Consider the following 18,456-nt stretch of genomic DNA (forward strand, 5'->3'; position numbering starts at 1 on the left):
TGTTAGTTAATTATTTTCCTCCGGATTCTGCTCAGGCTTTCTGGCTTCATTCCTAAAAATGATGCGATGTATTGGATAGGAACATTTTGAATGATGCCAGGATAATCATTCATGAGTTTCAGGTATCGCTGTTCAGCATTTAAAACAGATAACTCTCTGGAACGTTTTTCGTTATAGGTAATCGATTGTTGAAAAATTGAAATACTAAAATCCTTCATCGCCTGGCTTTGGCCGATCAAATGATTCAGGTTTTCTTGGGAGATGCTCAAAAGTTGAGCATCGGTGATCGCTTCTAAATTATTTTCAGAAACTGTACTGTTGATATAATCTGAATAAGAGGTAAAAAATCCAGGCGGACAGTTGATATGAGTGGTTACTTCATGGCCATTTTCATCGGTATAAAAAAGTCTGAGGTAGCCTGAAACAATATAATAAAGATATTGAGGTATTTTTCCCGCCTCTTCTATAATGATATTTTTTGAAAATGATACAGGCTCAAAATATTTTTTGACTGCTTCTGTTTCTTCCTGACTCAAATCATGGCCGGAATAAATATGTTGTAAAAGCTTGTCATGCATTGAACTGAGTATGTTTTAATCTAACACAAAAATACCAAAAGAAAACTTCAATATTGATGAACTTAAAAAATATTTACCTGCCTATGTAACATCCTGCACTCAATAATTGTCTTCTATACATCACTGAATCTCAACATTCAGTATGAATAATTATTGAACCAGGATAAAAACTATAACACAGCCAGCAGTCTACTTTTACGATGTGGAACTGTTGGCTCTTTTATTGCCTCGCCGGAGAATAAAAAAGTAATATACCATTCCACCTGCGAAATAAGCCATCCCATCCCAAAAATCTCCTGTAAAATGAGGGGATAGTTTCGGGCAAAGCACTTCAAACAAAAAAGACAGATAAAGCACTGAAGTCAATACAAATTTCAGATCAGGTTTCCAGTAATAGCCCAGCACAGAATTCATGATATATTCTATCAGATAACAATACATAGGAACTGTAATACAATCTGTAAAATGATCATTGATAACGGGAATAAAAATTCCGTTTCGTCTCAGCAGAATAATGAGTCCCCAAACCGCCAATCCTATCAGGAACCAAAATGAAATTCTTTTGTTCATCACATATGCAGTACTGCCATTATGATCCCAAGAATTACCTGCAGTATTTTTGATATAACTTCCTGGGGATCTGTTGTATTTTCTTTTTCAGTTTGATCCGCTGATTCATAATTGAACTTTTGCTTCCCTTCCATTTTTATAAGATTTAATCCTGCAAATATATCAAATTAGAACAATTGTTCTAATTTTAAAAATATGATTTATATCCGTTCTTATATTCTTATCTTTGGATGATGAAGACCAAGGATAAAATTCTGTCTAAAGCACTGGAATTATTTAATGACAAGGGGTACAACAATATTACCACCAGGCATATTGCGGCTGAACTCAATATCAGTGCGGGAAATCTGCATTATCATTTCAGACATTCAGAAGACCTCATTAAAATCCTTTTCTCTGAGCTTACTCTGAAAATGGATGAGCTGCTGAAACAAATGAAAAAAACAGAGGATAAAACACTGGATGATCTTTATCAGTTCACGTATTCTATCTGCAGAATTTTTTATTCTTATCGTTTCATCTTCATCAATTTTATAGATATTCTGAATCAAAATCCTGATATCAAAGCCAGCTATGAAGGGATTAATTTCAGCAGGAAAGAAGAATTTCAGCAGATCTTTTCAGATCTTCAGAAGAGCAATATATTTCAGAAAGATGTTCCTCATTTTATTATAGATGGACTTGTTGAACAGATTTTCATCATTGCAGACAACTGGCTTACCCACAACAGGCTTATATTAAAACTCGGTCAGAAAGAGGCAATACACCACTATACGCTTCTGCAGATGAATCTTTTTTATCCGATTCTCAATAAAGAACAGCAAAAACTGTATGAAGAACAATATATTCAACAGTCATAACATGACCATCAGAAAAGGGATTAACGATGATCTCCCGGAGATGCTGCAGCTTTTCACAGCAACTATAGACGAGATATGTAAAAAAGACTATGATCTTCAACAGCTTGAAGCATGGAAATCCGGTGCAGAGAACAAGGAAAGGTGGATGAAAATGATGAGAGATCAGCATGTTTTGATTGCTCTCACCGAAAATAAAATGGTGGGATTCTGTACTCTTGATCAGGGAAATTACATTGACCTGCTTTTTGTACACAAAGATTATCAGCATAAAGGAATTGCCTCAATGCTTTACAATTGGGTTGAAAAAGAAGCCCTGCAACATCATGAGAGAGAACTTACAGCTAATGTGAGCAAAACAGCCAGACCCTTTTTTGAAAAAAACGGTTTTCAGGTTGTTATGGAGCAAACAGTGTATGTAAAAGGAATTGCTATGATGAATTATAAAATGGCAAAAACACTTATCTTTTAATTTTAAGATTGATGGAATTACAACCGGAATATAATGAGTATAGAATTTCAGTTCCTCAGGAATTTGAAAATGTATTTACTCATTTTTATTTTGCTGAAAATACTTCTGAGATATCAGTAACCAAAACACTTTTACCCACTTATCAGACGATCCTGTTATTTTGTTTCGGAGAAAGTGCCACGATGTCTACACGGGAAAAGACCATCATAAGTGTTGATAAATGTATGGTATTCGGTCCGGTGAGACAATCTTTTGACTATACGCTTCCGGCAGGATGTTCTATTCTTGTCGCCAATTTTAAAGATGATGCATTCTTTAGATTTTTTGGGAAAATATCCATTATGCAATCGGTAAAACATCCGGATGAACTGTTGAAAGAAAACTGTTTTACAGATCTGTGGCATCAGCTGACAGCATTACATGCTACTACAGAACAGGTGAATCATATCTTAGAATTCTGCAGACCTTATCTGCAAGATCGGGATATTACCAGCCAGCTTCTGAGCAGTTTTGAGAATGATCTTCTAAACCCTGTTAAAGTCATTGCTGAACAGACTCATCAAACAGAAAGAAACATCCAGCGAAAACAGAAAGAGCAGTTTGGGTATTCTTTAAAAGAACTTAACCGTTACAACCGTTTTTTAAAAGCCATCAAAATTATTGAAGAGGAAACCGAAAAACAAAATCAGGTCAAATGGTTTGTCATTATTGATGAGTGTGGTTATTATGATCAAAGCCAGCTTATTCATGATTTCAAGCATTTTATCAACATTTCTCCTGCTCAGTATTTAAAATTCCAGCAGGAGATCTGCAACCCAAAAACGAAATAGGTCATTTCGTTTTCTTACAATTTTCGAAACGTACACCAGACTACTTTTGTCTCATTAATCTAAACAATCAAAGTAATGAGACATTTAATCATTTACGCGCACCCTAATGATAACAGTTTAAATCATCATCTTTTAAATACTGTTGTGGAAACACTCCAATCCCGTAATCAGGAAGTTATCGTGAGAGATCTGTATACCATCGGTTTTGATCCGGTTCTTTCCTTGGCTGATATGCAGGAACAACGTTTGGGAAAAGTATCAAAGGATATAAAAATTGAGCAGGAGCACATTTCATGGGCAGAGCAGATTACATTTATCTATCCTATCTGGTGGACAGGTCTTCCTGCAATCATGAAGGGCTATATAGACCGCGTTTTCAGTTATGGTTTTGCTTACCGCTATGATCAGGGCATCCAAAAAGGGCTTTTGAAAGGCAAAAAGACCGTTATTCTCAATACTCATGGGAAATCTCATGAAGAATATGAAAAAACAGGAATGGATAAAGCCCTGACTTTAACTTCTGATCATGGTATTTTCATGTACTCCGGACTGGAAATCATAAGACATTTATTTTTTGATAAAGCAGATAAAGCTTCTTCCGAAGATCTGGAAATCTGGAAAAGTCAGGTTGAAAATTTATTTTCCGAACCTGTATTTAACTATTAATTTTTACTTTATGAAAACATCTGTAGAAAAACAAGATATCAACCCTGTTCTATTGGGTTCTTATAAACTGGCAAAAAAAATAATAAAATACAGTTTTTATCTCTTTATCCTCTATTTTGCTTTTAAAGGATTTATGGCATGAAATTAGCTTCAAAAACCGCAAGTAAAATTGTTTTGAACCATTATTTTAAGCCATTAAGATTGATGGATGGTTAAGTTTTTATTTAAAAACAAATCTTGTTATAACCCTGCAATGCGTCTTAATGGTTTAAATATTGGATCCTCAGGAAATTCCTGTATATTTACCCAACAATGAAACATCTAAACAGTATATTACGTCTTCCATTCTTCAGTGAATATTACACTCCGGGCTATCGTTCGGGAAGACTTTCTATATCTGTAATCCAATAAAATAATCTAACGTATATATAGAACCCGGACAGTCCCTGTCCGGGTTTTTTCATTTTAAAACTATTCAACATGATTCATTCATTACAAGAAAATGTGGCCATCATCCTGCCTGAAAATGGGCTGGAAGAAAAATTAGCCCAAGCCAAAAAGGAAAATAGAAAACTTTCCATCAAGTTAGGATTTGATCCTACGGCTCCGGATCTTCATCTGGGACATGCCGTGGTATTAAAAAAACTGAAGCAGTTTCAGGATCTGGGACATCAGATTATCATTGTGGTAGGAAGTTTTACTGCCAGAATTGGTGATCCTACCGGAAAAAACAAAGCACGACAACCCTTAAGTGCTGAAGATGTACAACACAATGCCCAGACGTATATCAATCAACTTTCCAAGGTCATTGATGTTCAGAAGACAAAGATTGTGTTCAATTCTGACTGGCTGGACACGCTGGACTTTTCTGAGGTAATCCAGTTACTTTCAAAAGTTACCGTTGCCCAGTTGATGCACCGCAATGATTTTAATAAAAGGTTTACAGAAAATACACCTATCGCCATGCATGAACTGGTATACCCAATTCTTCAGGGTTTTGATTCTGTAAAAATTGAATGTGACATTGAAATGGGCGGCACAGATCAGCTTTTTAACTGTACCATGGGAAGACAGCTTCAGGAAGTACACCAGATGCCTGCTCAGATTGTGATGTGTATGCCATTGCTGAGAGGTCTTGACGGAAAGGAAAAGATGAGCAAATCTCTGAACAATATTATCGGACTTACGGATGAACCTAACGAGATGTTTGGAAAAACCATGTCTATTCCGGATGCATTGATTGAAGAATTCATCAACCTGGCTACGGATTTTTCCATGGAAGAAAAAACAGCACTTTTTTCCGGAATAGCAAAAGGGGAAAATCCCATGGATATTAAAAAACAGATCGCTAAAAACATCATTACCCAATACCACGATGCTGCTTCAGCAGAAAATGCAGAACAGTTTTTTATCAATCAGTTTCAGAATAAAAATTTTGAAGAGAAAAAGTATGAGCCTGTTTCTATAAGTTCTTTGGGAAATATTAGAAACAGGATATCTCTTGTGGAACTTTGTCATCATCTTAAAAGTGACCTCAGCAAATCGGCAATCCGGAGACTGATTGAGAATGGAGGAGTTCAAATCAATAACAGTAAAATAACGGACTCCAATGAAGAAATGGAACTGATCCCTCAAACCAAAATAAAGATCGGGAAAAGGGGCTTTTTTGAGCTGATATAAAGCGGGAAGAAGGGAGCTGGAGGAGGGAAGTTTTTGATAGACGATGAACTTATAAAGTTTTTTGATAGAATATTTTTAAAACAGAAGTTAAAATTAAAAAACACAGAAGTTCTCTACAATACAAAAATAACTTCCAGCTTCCCTCTCCCATCTTCCTTCCTTCAACTAATTTCAATATCTTCGTTTTCTAAAAACTATTTTCCAATGAGCTACATCATGGTCGACATAGAGTCAGATGGCCCTATTCCAGGAGATTTTTCCATGGTCTGCTTCGGAGCAGTACTTGTGAATGAGGAACTGGACACCACCTTTTATGGAAAACTGAAGCCTATTTCTGAAAAATTTAACCCTGATGCTTTAGCGGTTTCCGGTTTCAGCAGAGAAGAAACAATGAATTTTGATGATCCGGAAAAGGTAATGCTTGCCTTTGAAGACTGGATTAAAATACATTCTAAAGGCAGACCAATATTCATCAGTGATAATAATGGTTTCGACTGGATGTTTATCTGCTGGTATTTCCATCATTTTATCGGACGGAATCCTTTTGGCTTTTCTTCGAGAAGACTTTCTGATCTTTTTTGCGGACTGGAAAAAGATACTTTTGCCCAATGGAAACATCTGCGTAAAACCGAACATACCCATAATCCGGTAGATGATGCCAGAGGAAATGCAGAAGTTTTATTACACATGAAAGAAGAAATGGGACTAAAAATTGCATTAAAGTAAGTACTCTAATTTTTATTTTTGAATATGAATTTTGACCTTCAATACAAAAAAGCTGATGATACCGATATTGATTTTCTTCTTGATCTGAGAATGAAAACCATGAATCCTCATTATGAGACTTCAGGACTTTCTACCGACAGAGAAACCACCCTGCAAAGAGTTCTGTACCAGTTTGAAAAAGCTGATATTATTCTTTTAGACAATCAGCCCGTCGGACTGTTAAAAGTAGACCGAACATTTACCAACATTGAGGTTCTGCAACTTCAGATTGATCCCAGCCAACAAGGTAAAGGTCTTGGGAAAAAGATTTTGTCAGATATTCTGGAAGAAGCTTCCTTAGCCGGAAAAATAGTATCATTAAGTGTCTTAAAAACCAATAAAGCACAACATCTTTACACCAGTCTTGGGTTTAAGATTACAGGGGAAGATGAGTATTCTTATTTTATGGAAACGGAAAGGCAGTAAATAATTTTTTAAAAGTTTTGGCTAAAGCCGTTGAATGTTTCCTTTGATGAAATAATATGGTTTTGTCATTCTGACGAAGGAAGAATCTCATACATAAATAGCATATGAGATTCTTCACTCCATTTCATTCCATTCAGAATGATACTCCCTGAAGCAGGCCTTAATTATAGTTTAATTTTTACTGATTCGCCATCGTTACATAGATCAGCCTTCCCCCTTCTTCTGCAGACAGCAGTATTTTTTTTCCATCTGTCAGTTCAACCATAGAACCGGGTGGAATTTCTTTCTGTTCTGTGACATCTTTCATTCCTGATAAGCTTTGGTTGACAAGTACCCATTTTCCCTGATGGAATGTAAAATATCCCACAGGCATTTTATCCGGCATTGTCAGGTTTTCATTTCTTATCACTTTTCTGGAAACATGCCATTTGAATAAATACTGATTATGATAGACCATCAGCCTGTGATTTTCCGGCTTCCATACCTCATCATCAAATTTGAAATATAAGTCTAGTATGGGTAAAGTACCCTGATGCGGAGTTCCACAGAACGGACATTTCGGATTGCTGGTATTATCAAAAACATACCATTTTTCATTACAGCCGGAATTATGGCAAGGCTGTATCAGATCTACGGTTTTCAATAAAGCGGTTTCCCATTCGTTGGCAGTAGGCCTCCTGATTGGATCATGTAATCCGTCTATAAATGTTTTACGGAACAATTCTGAGATATAAGGACCCGTAACGGTATAAGGAATCTGCTGAGGATCTCCCCAGAATGCATCCCATTTTCTAAGATGATCGGGTTTTACCTGATTGGAAGAATTTTCCGGGTGTTCTACAAACATTGCTTTTTCACCCATGGATAATATTTCGTCATTTTCGGAATCCAGATCCCAGATTTTTCCTCCACGGAGCGGATGTCTTCTTAGCAGATACATATAAATCAGTACAGCAAGGGCATGCAGGTCTGTTTTTTGGTTAGGCAGATGTCTGTGTGGATCCTGAAGACTCAAATGTTTTGTTTTCAACACTTCAGGGGCAATAAAATCTGCTGTTCCTATCACTTCCGGCGGAAACAGCTTTGGAACAACAAGCCCGTCAATATCAATAATACAGGCAGATTTTGTAACGGGATCCACCAGAATATTATTGTAAGATAAATCGGAATGTGCCAGCCCCATCTGATGCAGTTTTTTCACTCCCCGGCTGATGTTCACCGCAATCTGAAAATAACTCAGCCAATCTCCAAGTTCTGACTGATCCAGTCTTAAAGGATATTGTTGATTTCTGAACATCGGAGCTGTAAACCATTTTCCCACTTTATCCTGTCCCTGGATATTATCTGAACCGATATATCCTTTGGCAAAATAAAATTTATGATGGTAAACAGGAACCACAATTCCTGTGAGCTTATCTCTTTCCACAATATCGTAAGGCCATCCGAATATTTCGTTCAAAAAGTACTCTGAGGCATTTCCATTCTGTATACTCTGCAGATAAATAGAAACAATTCTCTTGATCCTCTCTTTTTGTCCTTCATCCAAAGGACTTCGGTAGAAAGCCACCACATATTCTTTATCGGGAGAAAAATACACATCTTTCACTCCGCCCCTGATAGGGTTTTCATCTACATATTCATAGGATTTGGCTGTGTCCAGAACAGAAACAACTTTAATGGTCTTTTTCATGATATCAATAGATTATTGCCAATGTACGGTCATCGTGATTTCCTCTGCTCCAGAAATCACTCCAGATCAAAAGTTCTTCGTTAATTTTATCATCATTCATAAAATCAGCTTTCGTCCGGTCATCATTATTTCCGGCAAGGTCTTCAAAAAGTGATTTCCAGCTTTCAGTGTCTTCCAGTTTGTTTTCTGTGATAAATTTAGGGTCATAAATACCATCGGTCATCAGCACGAGGTATGAAAAATCCTTAACACAGGTAATCCTGAAGCGGGAAGCCATTGTATCGTTGAAAATTTCTTTCATCGTGATAAAGCGGGTACCTCCACCAAATTCTCCCACATCCATTTTATTTAAAAGTTTAACTTCAGAAAAGTCGGTATTGATGAGGTTAATCGGGCAGTCTCCTACTCCAAAACTTAGAATAACATATCCGAAACTGAACTTTTTAAGCAAAGCAAAAATAAGTGTTGCATGCAGGTCATTCACAGAAAGAGAGTTTTCTGCTGCGGATTTTTCCAAAGCCTGATAAACAGATAAAACACCTTCCGATAAAATATGTATAACATTTTGTTTGGCTTCCGATTGTTCTTCATTAGAGGATTGGGCAGCATAAAGACGATTGATATTATTTTCAATCTGATTTAAAATTTCTTCTGAACTGAAAAACTGATTGATTGTTGTTGTAGCCAGTTTTGAACCTTCTCTTGCTGCTGTTGCCGAACCTGCTCCATCTGAAACAGAAACAATATTCCAGCCTGCAGGAAAAGTATTTACTGCAAAATCATCTTCCCGGAATTTTCCTTCATGAGCATGGAAGCGCCCTCTTTTGGAAGCCACAACAATTTTTTTATCTGAAAATAAACCTTTGAATGAGTCTTCTTCAGATTTATAAAAAATGGCATTTTTATCACTGGGAATATTTTTCCACAAATCTTTCGGATCTGCGTTGACAAACAGCTGGATCTTTTTTGTTTCAATCTGACTTTGATCATGAATGTGATAAAACTGAACATCCAGATGGTACATATTGTTGGTTACCGGAGTTCCTGAAATGGTATTGTTTTCAAAAGTAAGTCCTGCTTCTTCGAGATTCCCGATATTCTGAATTTTTATGTTCGGAAAATCGTCCATGTCAAGAGGAAATTCATAAAACTGTTTAGCACTGGCATTCTTCAATGCCCAATGAACATCTTTGAATTCTTCTTTTTCTTTATAAATTACAGCTTGTTCCACAGTCTTCGGTTTAGATTCACCGGCTGATTTCCGGAAAAATTTACCCATCATTAGCCCAAAGTTCTGTTAATATCAAATCCACCTCCGGAAAAACCGTAATAATCCGACGTTCCGCACCATGGACATTTACTGTATCCTTCTCCTCTCAGACAATGAATTCCTCCGCATGAGCAGGTAGCCAGTGCAATGGGATTGGCACAGTGAGGACATGAAGTTCCTCCATCCAGTTCTTCTATATTGATTTTAAGGTGGGTTTTCTGATTTGAAGAAAGTCTGTAGTACGCTTTTTCATCAATTTTATAGGCACCATCCAATCTGTAATACCGTGTAGCCATTCCCGGTATGCTGGATTCCGCAAATGCTTTTTTAAACTTCATCAGATAAAGCTTTTCAGTTTCCTGACATTTTCCGTTCAGTACTACAAAATTATTGTCCGGAAATTTCTGTTCCATTTCAGGATCTACTTTTTCCAGAATAAGGGAATCAATTTTAGATAAATTAATGCCTTCTTTTTTTGCTTCTGTAACACTCTGGCTGGTAGTTTTAATAGAGTCCGTTACCCACTTGAAAAACTCTTTATAGGAATTTTCATCTGAATTATTGAACAGCAAAACATGATCTGCCAGAGAACCAAGAAGTTTATAATTGGTATTTTCTCCTATAGATACGGCAATCGTATTGGATTTTCCATTGTATTTGGTATTCCATCGTTCAATGGCTTTGGTAGCATCATCGGTAGGCACTCCGTCCGTAAAGAGGAAAACAATAGGTTTCCAGTCGCCTTTTCTCTCATAGGTGGTTTTCACAATATCTCTGTCGATACAATCCATTACTTTGATTAAGCCCTGTGAAAGTGACGTTCCGCTTCCAATTGGAATCTTAGGGGGATAAAAGCTGATAATATCCTGCATTGGAGTAATGACTTCAGCTTCCCCTGCAAAACCAATAACAGAAATGTAAACCGTTTCGAGTGAATAGGGATCTTTTTTCAAATCCCTGATGATATTGGCGATACCTTCCTGTACCTGCTCAATAGGTTCTCCTACCATAGATTCGGAGATATCTACTAAAAAATAAATAGGCAGTCTTCTCATGGTGTAAAGACAATTTTTTAAATAATAATATTAAGTTCCGATGGTGGCGGAGGTAAGGTGATATTTTCTCCCGTATTCTGAGAATGTCCTCCCTGTGTAATGGAAGAACTCACCCATTTGAAAAAGGAAGAAAGCGTAATGGCATCTGTAGTATCTAGTTTTACCACATGATCCGTCAGTTCTTTCAGAAACTGTTCATCTGCTTTCGGACCAGCTGCACACCCTACGATGGCTCCAAATTCCAAACCTCTGATCACAGGCATCATTTGTCTGTATTTCTGGATATCCGAAGGTTTCCCGTCCGTAAATATAAAAAGTAACGGCTGCCAGTCTCCTTTTGCATCCGCCGATTCTTTTACGAGTTCTTTCTGAACCAGTTCAGAAACCATTTCCAATGCAGCTCCGGTATGAGTTGGCCCACTATCCGGACAGGTAATTTCCATAGGATAAAAACTCGCCAGATCTGTTAAGGGTATGATATTCTTAACCTCTCTATCGAAAGTAATAACACTTACATGTAAACTGTCCATCGCCTGCGGGTCTGCACGCAACATACTGATAAGGCCGTTGAAACCGTTATTCAATGCCTGAATAGGTTCTCCGTTCATAGAACCTGAAGTATCCAATAAAAAATAAGCTAATAATCTCCTGCTCATTATAGACAAATATTAATTCTGAAGCCGGCGGAGGGAGTCGGAGACTTCCAAGCCGGCTTTTATTTGAGTTGAAAAAAAGTGAAAATCTAGTTGGAATAAGCGTACTGCTGTCTCAGAATATCGATAAAGTTATCAGTATTATGCGGCTCACCTACAGCACGGAATTTCCAGTCACCATTATGGCGGTATGCCTCTGCAAAAACCATGGCGCATTTTCCGTTCATACTTGAATCGCCGGAAAGGCTGTATTTTGTAATTTCTTTTCCTGAAGCATCCACCGCACGGATAAATGCATTTTCAATCATTCCGAAATGCTGGTTATTGGTTCTTCCCTGATAAATAGTGACAATGAATACAATTTTCTGATAGCTTTGATCCAGCTGATCCAGCCTTACAATAATCTGCTCATCATCTCCATCTCCGGCTCCGGTTCTGTTATCTCCTGTAAGCCAAACATTCCCGCTTGGGTGCTGCATAGAATTGAAGAAAACCACATCTCCCTGATAAAGTCCCATCTGTCTTCCGTCATTAGTCTGAACGGTTCTTCCAAGATTAGCTACTTTTCCGTTGCCATCTAAAAGAAAAGCTACTGCATCAAGGTCATATTCAGCTTCTTTACTGAACAGTTTCCCAAAGAATCCACTGCCTTGTTTTCTGACATCCCATCCTAAACCGATGGTTACTTTTGAAAGATCATAAACGCTTTCTCCGCGGTCATTCTTTCTTAAATCTATCGTTTGTCCTTTCTGTAAATTAATTGCCATAGTTATAGTTTTTGTGTATTTGATGATTTATTTGATGATTTGTCCTTTGTAGTATTTCTCAAGGAAGAAGCCCAGATCTGCTCTGTATCCTATTCCTGAAGCTTCAAATTTCCAGCTTCCGTTTCTTTTGTACAGCCTTCCGAACTCTACTCCTGTTTCAATGGAGAAATCTTCATCCAGTTCATATTTTGCAATTTCCTGGTTTGAATGATTATCTACTACTCTGATATAGGAGTTTCTAACCTGTCCGAAATTTTGTCTTCTTCTTTCAAAATCTTCAATAGTAACCACAAAAAGAATCTCTTCCACTCTTGAATCTACTTTATCAAGATCTATAACGATCGCTTCATCATCGTCACCATCACTGTTTTTACCACTAGGATCATCTCCTGTATGGGTAAGCGCTCCGTCCGGAGAATTCAGGTTATTGTAAAAAACAAAGTATTCTTCACTTACTAATTTTCTGTCAGAATCAATCATGATTGCAGAAGCATCCAGGTCAAAATCGTAGCCGGTTCCTTCATTCGGATCCCAGCCTAATCCAATCGTCATTTTAGTTAATCCTATCTCGATCTTTTGCCCTTTCTGTAGATTAATTGCCATAGTGTTTTATATTATGATTATTTTTTGCATTAAGATAGAAGTGATTTACGAATTGACCAAATTTATTGATAAAAAAATGATGTATACAGCTTCATTAAAACGATTTACATCACAAAATGACCATAAAAAAAGGTTCAATTAAAAAATTGAACCTTGTATTGTATAAATGTATTTTGAATTAATTTTCAAATTCTTGATCCGAAACAGCAGCATTTCTTGCTTTTGCCAGCATAGGAATAGAGATCAACCCCATTACCAGCATAATCACAATCTGCAGCGGTAAAGAAATAAAGGAATAGGTAAGTCCCATTTCCCCTCCGAAATCTGCGCTTTTTCCTACTGAAATAAAGAGGGCCATAAAACCGTACTTCATCGCAAGATTATAGGCTCCGATTCCTCCACTGGCAGGGATAATCATTCCCAATGTTCCCACTACAATAATGAAAAAGCCGTCTGCAAAGGTAAATCCTGAAGTTTCAGGCAGAGCAAAGCAGACAAGATAGGCTGCCAGATAATAGCAAATCCAGATTCCTAATGTATAAAGGATGAATTTTCCCTTTTCTTTTAATTTAAAAATAGAAGTTAATCCTTGAAAAATCCCATCAATAAAATTAACGACCTTTCCTAAAAACGGAATACCTGAAAGTTTCTTTTTAAACACAAAAAACAAAACTGTCCCTCCTATCAGAATGGAAAGGATCAATAATATCTTATTAGGATTAATATTCACTCCAGAGTTTTTATAAAATGACAGAATCGCATCATATTTAAACAATAAGGTCAATCCTAAAAATCCCATCATACAAACCAAATCCACCACTCTTTCCAAAATGATTGTTCCAAAAGATTTGTCTACAGGTACTTTTTCCACTCCATATAAAGCTGTAGCTCTCGCTACTTCACCACTTCTCGGAATGGTAAGGTTCATCAGGTATCCAAATGATATAGACCAAAGAGCATTGGAGTTTGAAATTCTGTGTCCCATGGGTTCCAGCATCAGATTCCAGCGGATGGCTCTGAACCAGTAAGCAAGAAGACCAAATACGGAGGCAAACAATACCCAAATATAATTGGCTTTAGCCAGTGACTTTTGAATGACTTTAAAATCCAGTCCCCTTAGGGCAAGCCATAAAAAAAAGCCTGCAAAAGCAAGCGATATCACTATTGTAAGTATTGATTTTACCGGACTTTTTGATGTTTTCTCCATGTCCTACGTAAGAAGGTTTGTTTTTTCATCCGGGAAAACGATCTTCGGCTGGAAGTCTTTTGCCTCCTCCGGAGTCATCTGAGCATAAGCAATAATGATGATGATATCATCTTTCTGTACTTTTCTTGCTGCAGGTCCGTTCAGACAAACTTCTCCTGATTTTCTTTTCCCTTTGATCACGTAGGTATCAAAACGTTCTCCGTTATTTACATTCACGATATAGACCCTTTCTCCCACTACCAGACCGGCAGCTTCTATAAGATCTTCATCAATCGTTATACTCCCTATATAATTAAGGTCAGAGGCTGTTACTCTCACCCTATGAATCTTAGACTTGAAAACTTCTATTAGCATGTTGCAAATTTATTAATAAAAATTAATAAAACAGGTCTTTACTATCATTTAAAAACTCCCACAAACACAGGGGTTTAATTTCACAAAATACAAGAAATATAAAAATTACTTATAAATTTAATAATCATATGGTCAAAAATATTAATTGTTTATATAGAATTTAGGATTTAATAAATACAAAAAATAATATTAACTTTTTGCTAAAGTCAATAAACATAAGCATTTGGCATGATTTTAGTAGCCTGTAACGTAGATTTTCTGTGAAACGTGGAATTATCATATTTTAACTGATTTGAGTGAAAAGCAAAAAAATTTTACAAGTTTTAATAAAAAAATTGCACAATTAGAAAATAGTACTATATTTGCTATAATTACGAACTAACTTTAATATTAAAAATTATGAACAAGTCTGAATTAATCGACGCAATCGCAAAAGATGCAGGTATCACTAAAGTTGCAGCAAAAGCTGCTTTAGAATCTTTCATCGGTAACGTTACAACTACTTTAAAGAAAAAAGACGGAAAAGTTTCTTTAGTAGGTTTTGGTACTTTCTCAGTAGCTGAGAGAGCAGCTAGACAAGGTATTAACCCTGCAACTAAAAAACCGATCAAGATCGCTGCTAAAAAAGTTGCTAAATTCAAAGCTGGAGCTGATTTATCAAATGCAGTTTCAGGTGCTAAGAAAAAATAATCATTCAGATTACGAAAATTCAAGGGCTGTTTCTAAGAAACAGCCTTTTTTTTATTTTAAAAAAGATGATAGAGAATTAAACCATTAAGAAGTTTTAAGGAGTAAGAATTATTAAGTTTTGGCTAAAGCCCCTATCATTATGCATAATAAAAATAAGCGGGCTAAAGCCCGCCTCTATTGATAGTGGAAACCTATGATGTATTAAAAAAAATAGTCATTCAATAGGAACGGGCTTTAGCCCGTTTAAAAATAAATATCAATTCCCACGGCTTTAGCCAAAACTTAAATGTTAATATAGTACAGCATATCTTGTCATTGTTCTGTTCAAACTAAATAAGTTTTGGCTGAAGCCCCTATCATTATGCATAATAAAAATAAGCGGGCTAAAGCCCGCTCCTATTGAATTACAGAGTTTATATTTTCAAGTGGTTTGTCTCATATTAAAAACCACCACTTCTAACCTCTCATTTCCCCATTAGGGTGCCAGTCTTGAAATTTTCCAGTCGAGATCTTCAAGCTGATAAATAATCCTGTCATGAAGACGGTTGGGTCTTCCCTGCCAGAACTCTATTTCATAAGGTCTGGCAAGATATCCGCCCCAATTGGCAGGCCTTGGCACCTCAGTATTTTCATATTCCTTTTCTAATTCTTTCAATTTTTCCTCTAAAAACTCCTTGTTTGGAATTACCTGGCTTTGTGGAGAAACAACAGCTCCCAGCTGGCTTCCTTTTGGTCTTGAATGAAAATAACCGTCACTCAGATTTTCTGCTACCTTTTCAAGATCCGCTTTGATAATAATCTGCCTTTCAAGATTAGGCCAGAAAAAATGCAGACATGCTTTATGATTATTTTCTATTGCTTTTCCCTTTCTGCTGTTGTAGTTGGTATAAAAAATAAACCCTTCATGGGTATATGCTTTAAGAAGTACCATTCTCGTTCTCGGACATCCATCTTCCTCTACTGTAGAAACCGCCATAGCATTAGCTTCTGAGATCATCGGGCTCTCACTTGCCTCCAAAAACCAGTCTCTAAACTGTTCAATTGGATTTTGTTTTATCTCACTTTCAATAAGTTGGGATTTATCGTACACTTTTCTTTTGTCGTGCAGGTTTTCCATAAATATTTTTTATTAAATTTGAGTATGAATCACTCATACAAAGGTAAAATATTAATCTCGACACCTGACATTTCCGGCGATATTTTTTCAAGATCGGTGGTATTGGTTATTGAACATAATGAAAGTGGTGCATTTGGTTTGATATTGAATAAAAAGAACAGCCAGATGAGTAGCAAGTTCAAAGATTTTTTTGACTTTAAAATTGAGGTCTATGATGGAGGTCCTGTAGAAAACGACAAGGTATTTTTCATCGTAAAAGGGAAAAGAGTCACAGAGATCTATACAGACATCACTGATGAATACTACCTTACAGAAGATATTGAACGGATCATTAACGCTGTTTTAAGCAGTGAACTGGATATTAATCATATCAAAATATTTTCAGGGTATTCCGGATGGTCTTCGAACCAGCTGGATATGGAGGTTCAAAGGAAAATGTGGACGGTAGTGGATGTTTACAATCTTGATTACACGTTACCCAATGATCAGACGCTTTGGAAGTCTATCATGCAGAATCTTGGAGGAGAATTTCTTCTCTGGGCCAATTCACCTGAAGACATCTCATTGAACTAAAAGTATATTTTTCGTATCACTCTGATAATTAACAAACTTTAAGATTCCTTTAACCAATTTTAAAGAAAGTTTTTCCGTTCTTTGGAAAACTAAAATCACTGATATGAAAGGTATTACATTACTTGCTTTATCAATATTTTCTACAGCGTTTTTATCATTTACTCCTATCAACAAAAAGTATATTGTCATAGATGCCGGCCATGGCGGAAATGATTTTGGGGCTATTCATGGTGAAATTCTGGAAAAAAATATTTCATTAAGTGTTGCTAAGGAAATACAGAAGGTCAATGAAAGCCAGGATAAATATGAAGTTATTTTAACCAGGGATTCAGATAGCGCTCCTACTCTTGCCGAGAGAACAGATATGATCAATAAGCTGAACCCCGAAATGGTCATTTCTCTTCACGTTAACAGTTCTCCTCAAACAGAAAGATCTGACAACGGATTTGAAGTGTATGTTCAGAATTCTGATGTTTCAAAGGAATTGGCCGGAAAAATCTACAAGAAATTCAATACCCGTAAAATTGAGGAACGTAACCTTCACATGCTAAGAGAAACCAAAGCAGCTGCTGTATTGGTAGAACTTGGGTTTATCAATAATTCTGATAACAGGAATTATATTACCAGTGAAAAGGGGCAGAAAGAAATTGCACAGAAATTTGTTGAGATCATCAACGAATATTAAATAAAATAACAATTTCTGATTTACTCAGAATAAAACCCGGTAAAGGACTTCTGGAACTTTGTTGTTTACCGGGTTTGTCAATTTCTATTGATTAAAACTTTGTTTCCAGCTTTCTACCAATTCAGAGAAGCGGGTCGTTTCAAAAGTCTTATTTCTTATCTTACCTACAGAAAATATACCTTTCTCATCAGAAATCATTAAAATTTCTTCAGCTTTCTGAGATTCGAATGCGATAATTTCGTGTTCCTGGATATCCGCAAGATTATTCTTATGTAAAAAAGTAACAAAATTTTCCATCAAAGGAGAAATGTATGCTCCTTCAGTCTGCTTGGGTACTTTGATAACATCCCCTTCTAAAAAAAGAAGATTTCCCGCAGTAGTACGTGCAATTCTTTTGTTTGGATTCAGAAGAATAACGTCATCAAGGTCATTTTCCTGCGCATAGATCGCTCCGTAGATATTTTCCGGACAGTGAACCCTGATATTGCTCAGAAGATTGTTATTAACGTTAATTTCTTTAGTCAAATCCAATTCTAAAGGTCTTTGATGAACTGCAAGCACATCAGCCATTTCTGTTACTTCGTAAAAATAAGAAACAGAAGATTTTGCCAATGTCACGCCATCATTATTTCTGAACACCTGGAAATTGATAATTCCGTTCTTAACTTCTTTCCCTTCTATAATTTCTTTTTGAAAAAGGGTCTGGAAAAACTCCAGCGTATAAGTCAAAGGAATATTCATTCTCATCTTTCTCATGGAAGCCATCAGGAAGAAATAACATTCTTCGTCCATGATCAATTCACCATTTCTTACAAAAAAAGAAACCTTCACTGAGTCGCCCCAAAGAAAAGCTCTGTTCTTTACATTTAACTCGTCTGATGTAAAATATTGATTTTCCAATTTTTGATGTGATTTATTTACAAAAAAATAATGAACGATAAATCGTTC

22 protein-coding genes are annotated in these 18,456 nt (G+C 36.4%); 10 read left to right on the forward strand and 12 right to left on the reverse strand.

Translation table 11 applies throughout. The annotated features are described in order from the left end of the window. Nucleotides 1-2: 2 nt before the first annotated feature. Together CQ022_RS10250 and CQ022_RS10255 are read right to left on the reverse strand one after the other, a co-directional pair. Nucleotides 3-578, reverse strand: coding sequence for a Crp/Fnr family transcriptional regulator (locus CQ022_RS10250; protein WP_105681306.1), 576 nt, complete (start codon nucleotides 576-578; stop codon nucleotides 3-5). A gap of 195 nt (nucleotides 579-773) precedes the next feature. Continuing rightward, nucleotides 774-1,148: a hypothetical protein gene (locus CQ022_RS10255; RefSeq protein ID WP_105681307.1), complete on the reverse strand. Its 375-nt coding sequence runs from the start codon at nucleotides 1,146-1,148 to the stop codon at nucleotides 774-776. Nucleotides 1,149-1,378: 230 nt separating this feature from the next. On the opposite strand from CQ022_RS10255, the gene CQ022_RS10260 reads away from it, so the two are divergent. The 7 genes from CQ022_RS10260 to CQ022_RS10290 all read left to right on the forward strand — a co-directional run bounded on the left by CQ022_RS10260 (nucleotide 1,379) and on the right by CQ022_RS10290 (nucleotide 6,844). Further along, entirely contained in the window at nucleotides 1,379-2,008 is a 630-nt protein-coding gene (locus CQ022_RS10260) for a TetR/AcrR family transcriptional regulator (protein ID WP_105681308.1), read from the forward strand. Further along, nucleotides 1,980-2,477 carry a GNAT family N-acetyltransferase gene (locus tag CQ022_RS10265; protein ID WP_105681309.1) on the forward strand — a complete coding sequence of 166 codons (498 nt, stop codon included), beginning with the start codon at nucleotides 1,980-1,982 and terminating at the stop codon, nucleotides 2,475-2,477. Before CQ022_RS10260 ends, CQ022_RS10265 begins: the two co-directional genes overlap by 29 nt. 11 nt (nucleotides 2,478-2,488) lie before the next feature. Then, a complete protein-coding gene (locus tag CQ022_RS10270) occupies nucleotides 2,489-3,307 on the forward strand; it encodes a helix-turn-helix domain-containing protein (RefSeq protein ID WP_105681310.1) in 819 nt (272 codons plus the stop codon). Nucleotides 3,308-3,382: 75 nt separating this feature from the next. Then, a complete protein-coding gene (locus CQ022_RS10275; protein ID WP_105681311.1) occupies nucleotides 3,383-3,973 on the forward strand; it encodes an NAD(P)H-dependent oxidoreductase in 591 nt (196 codons plus the stop codon). A gap of 480 nt (nucleotides 3,974-4,453) precedes the next feature. Next, on the forward strand, nucleotides 4,454-5,653 hold the full coding sequence (gene tyrS, locus CQ022_RS10280; RefSeq protein ID WP_105681312.1) for a tyrosine--tRNA ligase: 1,200 nt from the start codon (nucleotides 4,454-4,456) through the stop codon (nucleotides 5,651-5,653). Nucleotides 5,654-5,857: 204 nt separating this feature from the next. Then, nucleotides 5,858-6,379, forward strand: coding sequence for a 3'-5' exoribonuclease domain-containing protein (locus tag CQ022_RS10285; RefSeq protein WP_105681313.1), 522 nt, complete (start codon nucleotides 5,858-5,860; stop codon nucleotides 6,377-6,379). Nucleotides 6,380-6,403: 24 nt separating this feature from the next. Beyond that, the gene (locus CQ022_RS10290) at nucleotides 6,404-6,844 is read left to right on the forward strand and encodes a GNAT family N-acetyltransferase (protein ID WP_105681314.1); all 441 of its coding nucleotides are present in this window, start codon (nucleotides 6,404-6,406) and stop codon (nucleotides 6,842-6,844) included. A gap of 178 nt (nucleotides 6,845-7,022) precedes the next feature. Here the strand turns inward: CQ022_RS10290 and CQ022_RS10295 are convergent, their stop codons facing one another. From CQ022_RS10295 to panD, 8 genes are all read right to left on the reverse strand, one after another. Next, nucleotides 7,023-8,534 (reverse strand): helix-hairpin-helix domain-containing protein, encoded by a 1,512-nt coding sequence (locus CQ022_RS10295; protein WP_105681315.1) that lies wholly within the window; start codon nucleotides 8,532-8,534, stop codon nucleotides 7,023-7,025. Nucleotides 8,535-8,538: 4 nt separating this feature from the next. Further along, nucleotides 8,539-9,765: a PP2C family serine/threonine-protein phosphatase gene (locus CQ022_RS10300; RefSeq protein WP_165792431.1), complete on the reverse strand. Its 1,227-nt coding sequence runs from the start codon at nucleotides 9,763-9,765 to the stop codon at nucleotides 8,539-8,541. 50 nt (nucleotides 9,766-9,815) lie between these two features. Further along, entirely contained in the window at nucleotides 9,816-10,859 is a 1,044-nt protein-coding gene (locus CQ022_RS10305) for a TerY-C metal binding domain-containing protein (protein WP_105681317.1), read from the reverse strand. 17 nt (nucleotides 10,860-10,876) lie between these two features. Beyond that, on the reverse strand, nucleotides 10,877-11,515 hold the full coding sequence (locus CQ022_RS10310) for a vWA domain-containing protein (protein ID WP_105681318.1): 639 nt from the start codon (nucleotides 11,513-11,515) through the stop codon (nucleotides 10,877-10,879). A gap of 86 nt (nucleotides 11,516-11,601) precedes the next feature. Next, complete coding sequence (locus CQ022_RS10315; protein WP_105681319.1) at nucleotides 11,602-12,279, reverse strand: TerD family protein; 678 nt, start codon at nucleotides 12,277-12,279, stop codon at nucleotides 11,602-11,604. Between the two features lie 27 nt (nucleotides 12,280-12,306). Further along, nucleotides 12,307-12,882: a TerD family protein gene (locus CQ022_RS10320; protein WP_103232447.1), complete on the reverse strand. Its 576-nt coding sequence runs from the start codon at nucleotides 12,880-12,882 to the stop codon at nucleotides 12,307-12,309. A gap of 178 nt (nucleotides 12,883-13,060) precedes the next feature. Next, entirely contained in the window at nucleotides 13,061-14,089 is a 1,029-nt protein-coding gene (locus tag CQ022_RS10325) for a lysylphosphatidylglycerol synthase transmembrane domain-containing protein (RefSeq protein ID WP_105681320.1), read from the reverse strand. A gap of 3 nt (nucleotides 14,090-14,092) precedes the next feature. Further along, nucleotides 14,093-14,443, reverse strand: a complete 351-nt coding sequence (gene panD, locus CQ022_RS10330; RefSeq protein WP_002976902.1) for an aspartate 1-decarboxylase — start codon at nucleotides 14,441-14,443, stop codon at nucleotides 14,093-14,095. Nucleotides 14,444-14,842: 399 nt separating this feature from the next. Here panD and CQ022_RS10335 point away from each other — a divergent pair, with 399 nt between their 5' ends. Beyond that, a complete protein-coding gene (locus tag CQ022_RS10335; protein WP_002976900.1) occupies nucleotides 14,843-15,133 on the forward strand; it encodes an HU family DNA-binding protein in 291 nt (96 codons plus the stop codon). Nucleotides 15,134-15,608: 475 nt separating this feature from the next. Here CQ022_RS10335 and pdxH read toward each other — a convergent pair whose 3' ends face one another. Further along, nucleotides 15,609-16,250, reverse strand: a complete 642-nt coding sequence (gene pdxH, locus CQ022_RS10340; protein ID WP_105681321.1) for a pyridoxamine 5'-phosphate oxidase — start codon at nucleotides 16,248-16,250, stop codon at nucleotides 15,609-15,611. A 24-nt stretch (nucleotides 16,251-16,274) separates the two neighbouring features. Between pdxH and CQ022_RS10345 the strand changes: the two genes are divergently transcribed. Then, nucleotides 16,275-16,823, forward strand: coding sequence for a YqgE/AlgH family protein (locus tag CQ022_RS10345; protein ID WP_105681322.1), 549 nt, complete (start codon nucleotides 16,275-16,277; stop codon nucleotides 16,821-16,823). Between the two features lie 103 nt (nucleotides 16,824-16,926). Further along, nucleotides 16,927-17,508: an N-acetylmuramoyl-L-alanine amidase gene (locus tag CQ022_RS10350; protein ID WP_105681323.1), complete on the forward strand. Its 582-nt coding sequence runs from the start codon at nucleotides 16,927-16,929 to the stop codon at nucleotides 17,506-17,508. A gap of 84 nt (nucleotides 17,509-17,592) precedes the next feature. Here the strand turns inward: CQ022_RS10350 and CQ022_RS10355 are convergent, their stop codons facing one another. Next, nucleotides 17,593-18,408 carry an aminotransferase class IV gene (locus tag CQ022_RS10355; RefSeq protein WP_105681324.1) on the reverse strand — a complete coding sequence of 272 codons (816 nt, stop codon included), beginning with the start codon at nucleotides 18,406-18,408 and terminating at the stop codon, nucleotides 17,593-17,595. Nucleotides 18,409-18,456: the final 48 nt, after the last annotated feature.

It is taken from the genome of Chryseobacterium culicis, from assembly GCF_002979755.1.
Classification (GTDB): domain Bacteria; phylum Bacteroidota; class Bacteroidia; order Flavobacteriales; family Weeksellaceae; genus Chryseobacterium; species Chryseobacterium culicis_A.

What these genes read in the sequence shown, in the direction of transcription:
- CQ022_RS10250 (WP_105681306.1), bottom strand. Translation starts at nt 578, where the DNA reads ATGCATGACAAGCTTTTACAACATATTTATTCCGGCCATGATTTGAGT.
- CQ022_RS10255 (WP_105681307.1), bottom strand. Translation starts at nt 1,148, where the DNA reads ATGAACAAAAGAATTTCATTTTGGTTCCTGATAGGATTGGCGGTTTGG.
- CQ022_RS10260 (WP_105681308.1), top strand. Translation starts at nt 1,379, where the DNA reads ATGATGAAGACCAAGGATAAAATTCTGTCTAAAGCACTGGAATTATTT.
- CQ022_RS10265 (WP_105681309.1), top strand. Translation starts at nt 1,980, where the DNA reads ATGAAGAACAATATATTCAACAGTCATAACATGACCATCAGAAAAGGG.
- CQ022_RS10270 (WP_105681310.1), top strand. Translation starts at nt 2,489, where the DNA reads ATGGAATTACAACCGGAATATAATGAGTATAGAATTTCAGTTCCTCAG.
- CQ022_RS10275 (WP_105681311.1), top strand. Translation starts at nt 3,383, where the DNA reads ATGAGACATTTAATCATTTACGCGCACCCTAATGATAACAGTTTAAAT.
- tyrS (WP_105681312.1), top strand. Translation starts at nt 4,454, where the DNA reads ATGATTCATTCATTACAAGAAAATGTGGCCATCATCCTGCCTGAAAAT.
- CQ022_RS10285 (WP_105681313.1), top strand. Translation starts at nt 5,858, where the DNA reads ATGAGCTACATCATGGTCGACATAGAGTCAGATGGCCCTATTCCAGGA.
- CQ022_RS10290 (WP_105681314.1), top strand. Translation starts at nt 6,404, where the DNA reads ATGAATTTTGACCTTCAATACAAAAAAGCTGATGATACCGATATTGAT.
- CQ022_RS10295 (WP_105681315.1), bottom strand. Translation starts at nt 8,534, where the DNA reads ATGAAAAAGACCATTAAAGTTGTTTCTGTTCTGGACACAGCCAAATCC.
- CQ022_RS10305 (WP_105681317.1), bottom strand. Translation starts at nt 10,859, where the DNA reads ATGAGAAGACTGCCTATTTATTTTTTAGTAGATATCTCCGAATCTATG.
- CQ022_RS10310 (WP_105681318.1), bottom strand. Translation starts at nt 11,515, where the DNA reads ATGAGCAGGAGATTATTAGCTTATTTTTTATTGGATACTTCAGGTTCT.
- CQ022_RS10315 (WP_105681319.1), bottom strand. Translation starts at nt 12,279, where the DNA reads ATGGCAATTAATTTACAGAAAGGACAAACGATAGATTTAAGAAAGAAT.
- CQ022_RS10320 (WP_103232447.1), bottom strand. Translation starts at nt 12,882, where the DNA reads ATGGCAATTAATCTACAGAAAGGGCAAAAGATCGAGATAGGATTAACT.
- CQ022_RS10325 (WP_105681320.1), bottom strand. Translation starts at nt 14,089, where the DNA reads ATGGAGAAAACATCAAAAAGTCCGGTAAAATCAATACTTACAATAGTG.
- panD (WP_002976902.1), bottom strand. Translation starts at nt 14,443, where the DNA reads ATGCTAATAGAAGTTTTCAAGTCTAAGATTCATAGGGTGAGAGTAACA.
- CQ022_RS10335 (WP_002976900.1), top strand. Translation starts at nt 14,843, where the DNA reads ATGAACAAGTCTGAATTAATCGACGCAATCGCAAAAGATGCAGGTATC.
- pdxH (WP_105681321.1), bottom strand. Translation starts at nt 16,250, where the DNA reads ATGGAAAACCTGCACGACAAAAGAAAAGTGTACGATAAATCCCAACTT.
- CQ022_RS10345 (WP_105681322.1), top strand. Translation starts at nt 16,275, where the DNA reads ATGAATCACTCATACAAAGGTAAAATATTAATCTCGACACCTGACATT.
- CQ022_RS10350 (WP_105681323.1), top strand. Translation starts at nt 16,927, where the DNA reads ATGAAAGGTATTACATTACTTGCTTTATCAATATTTTCTACAGCGTTT.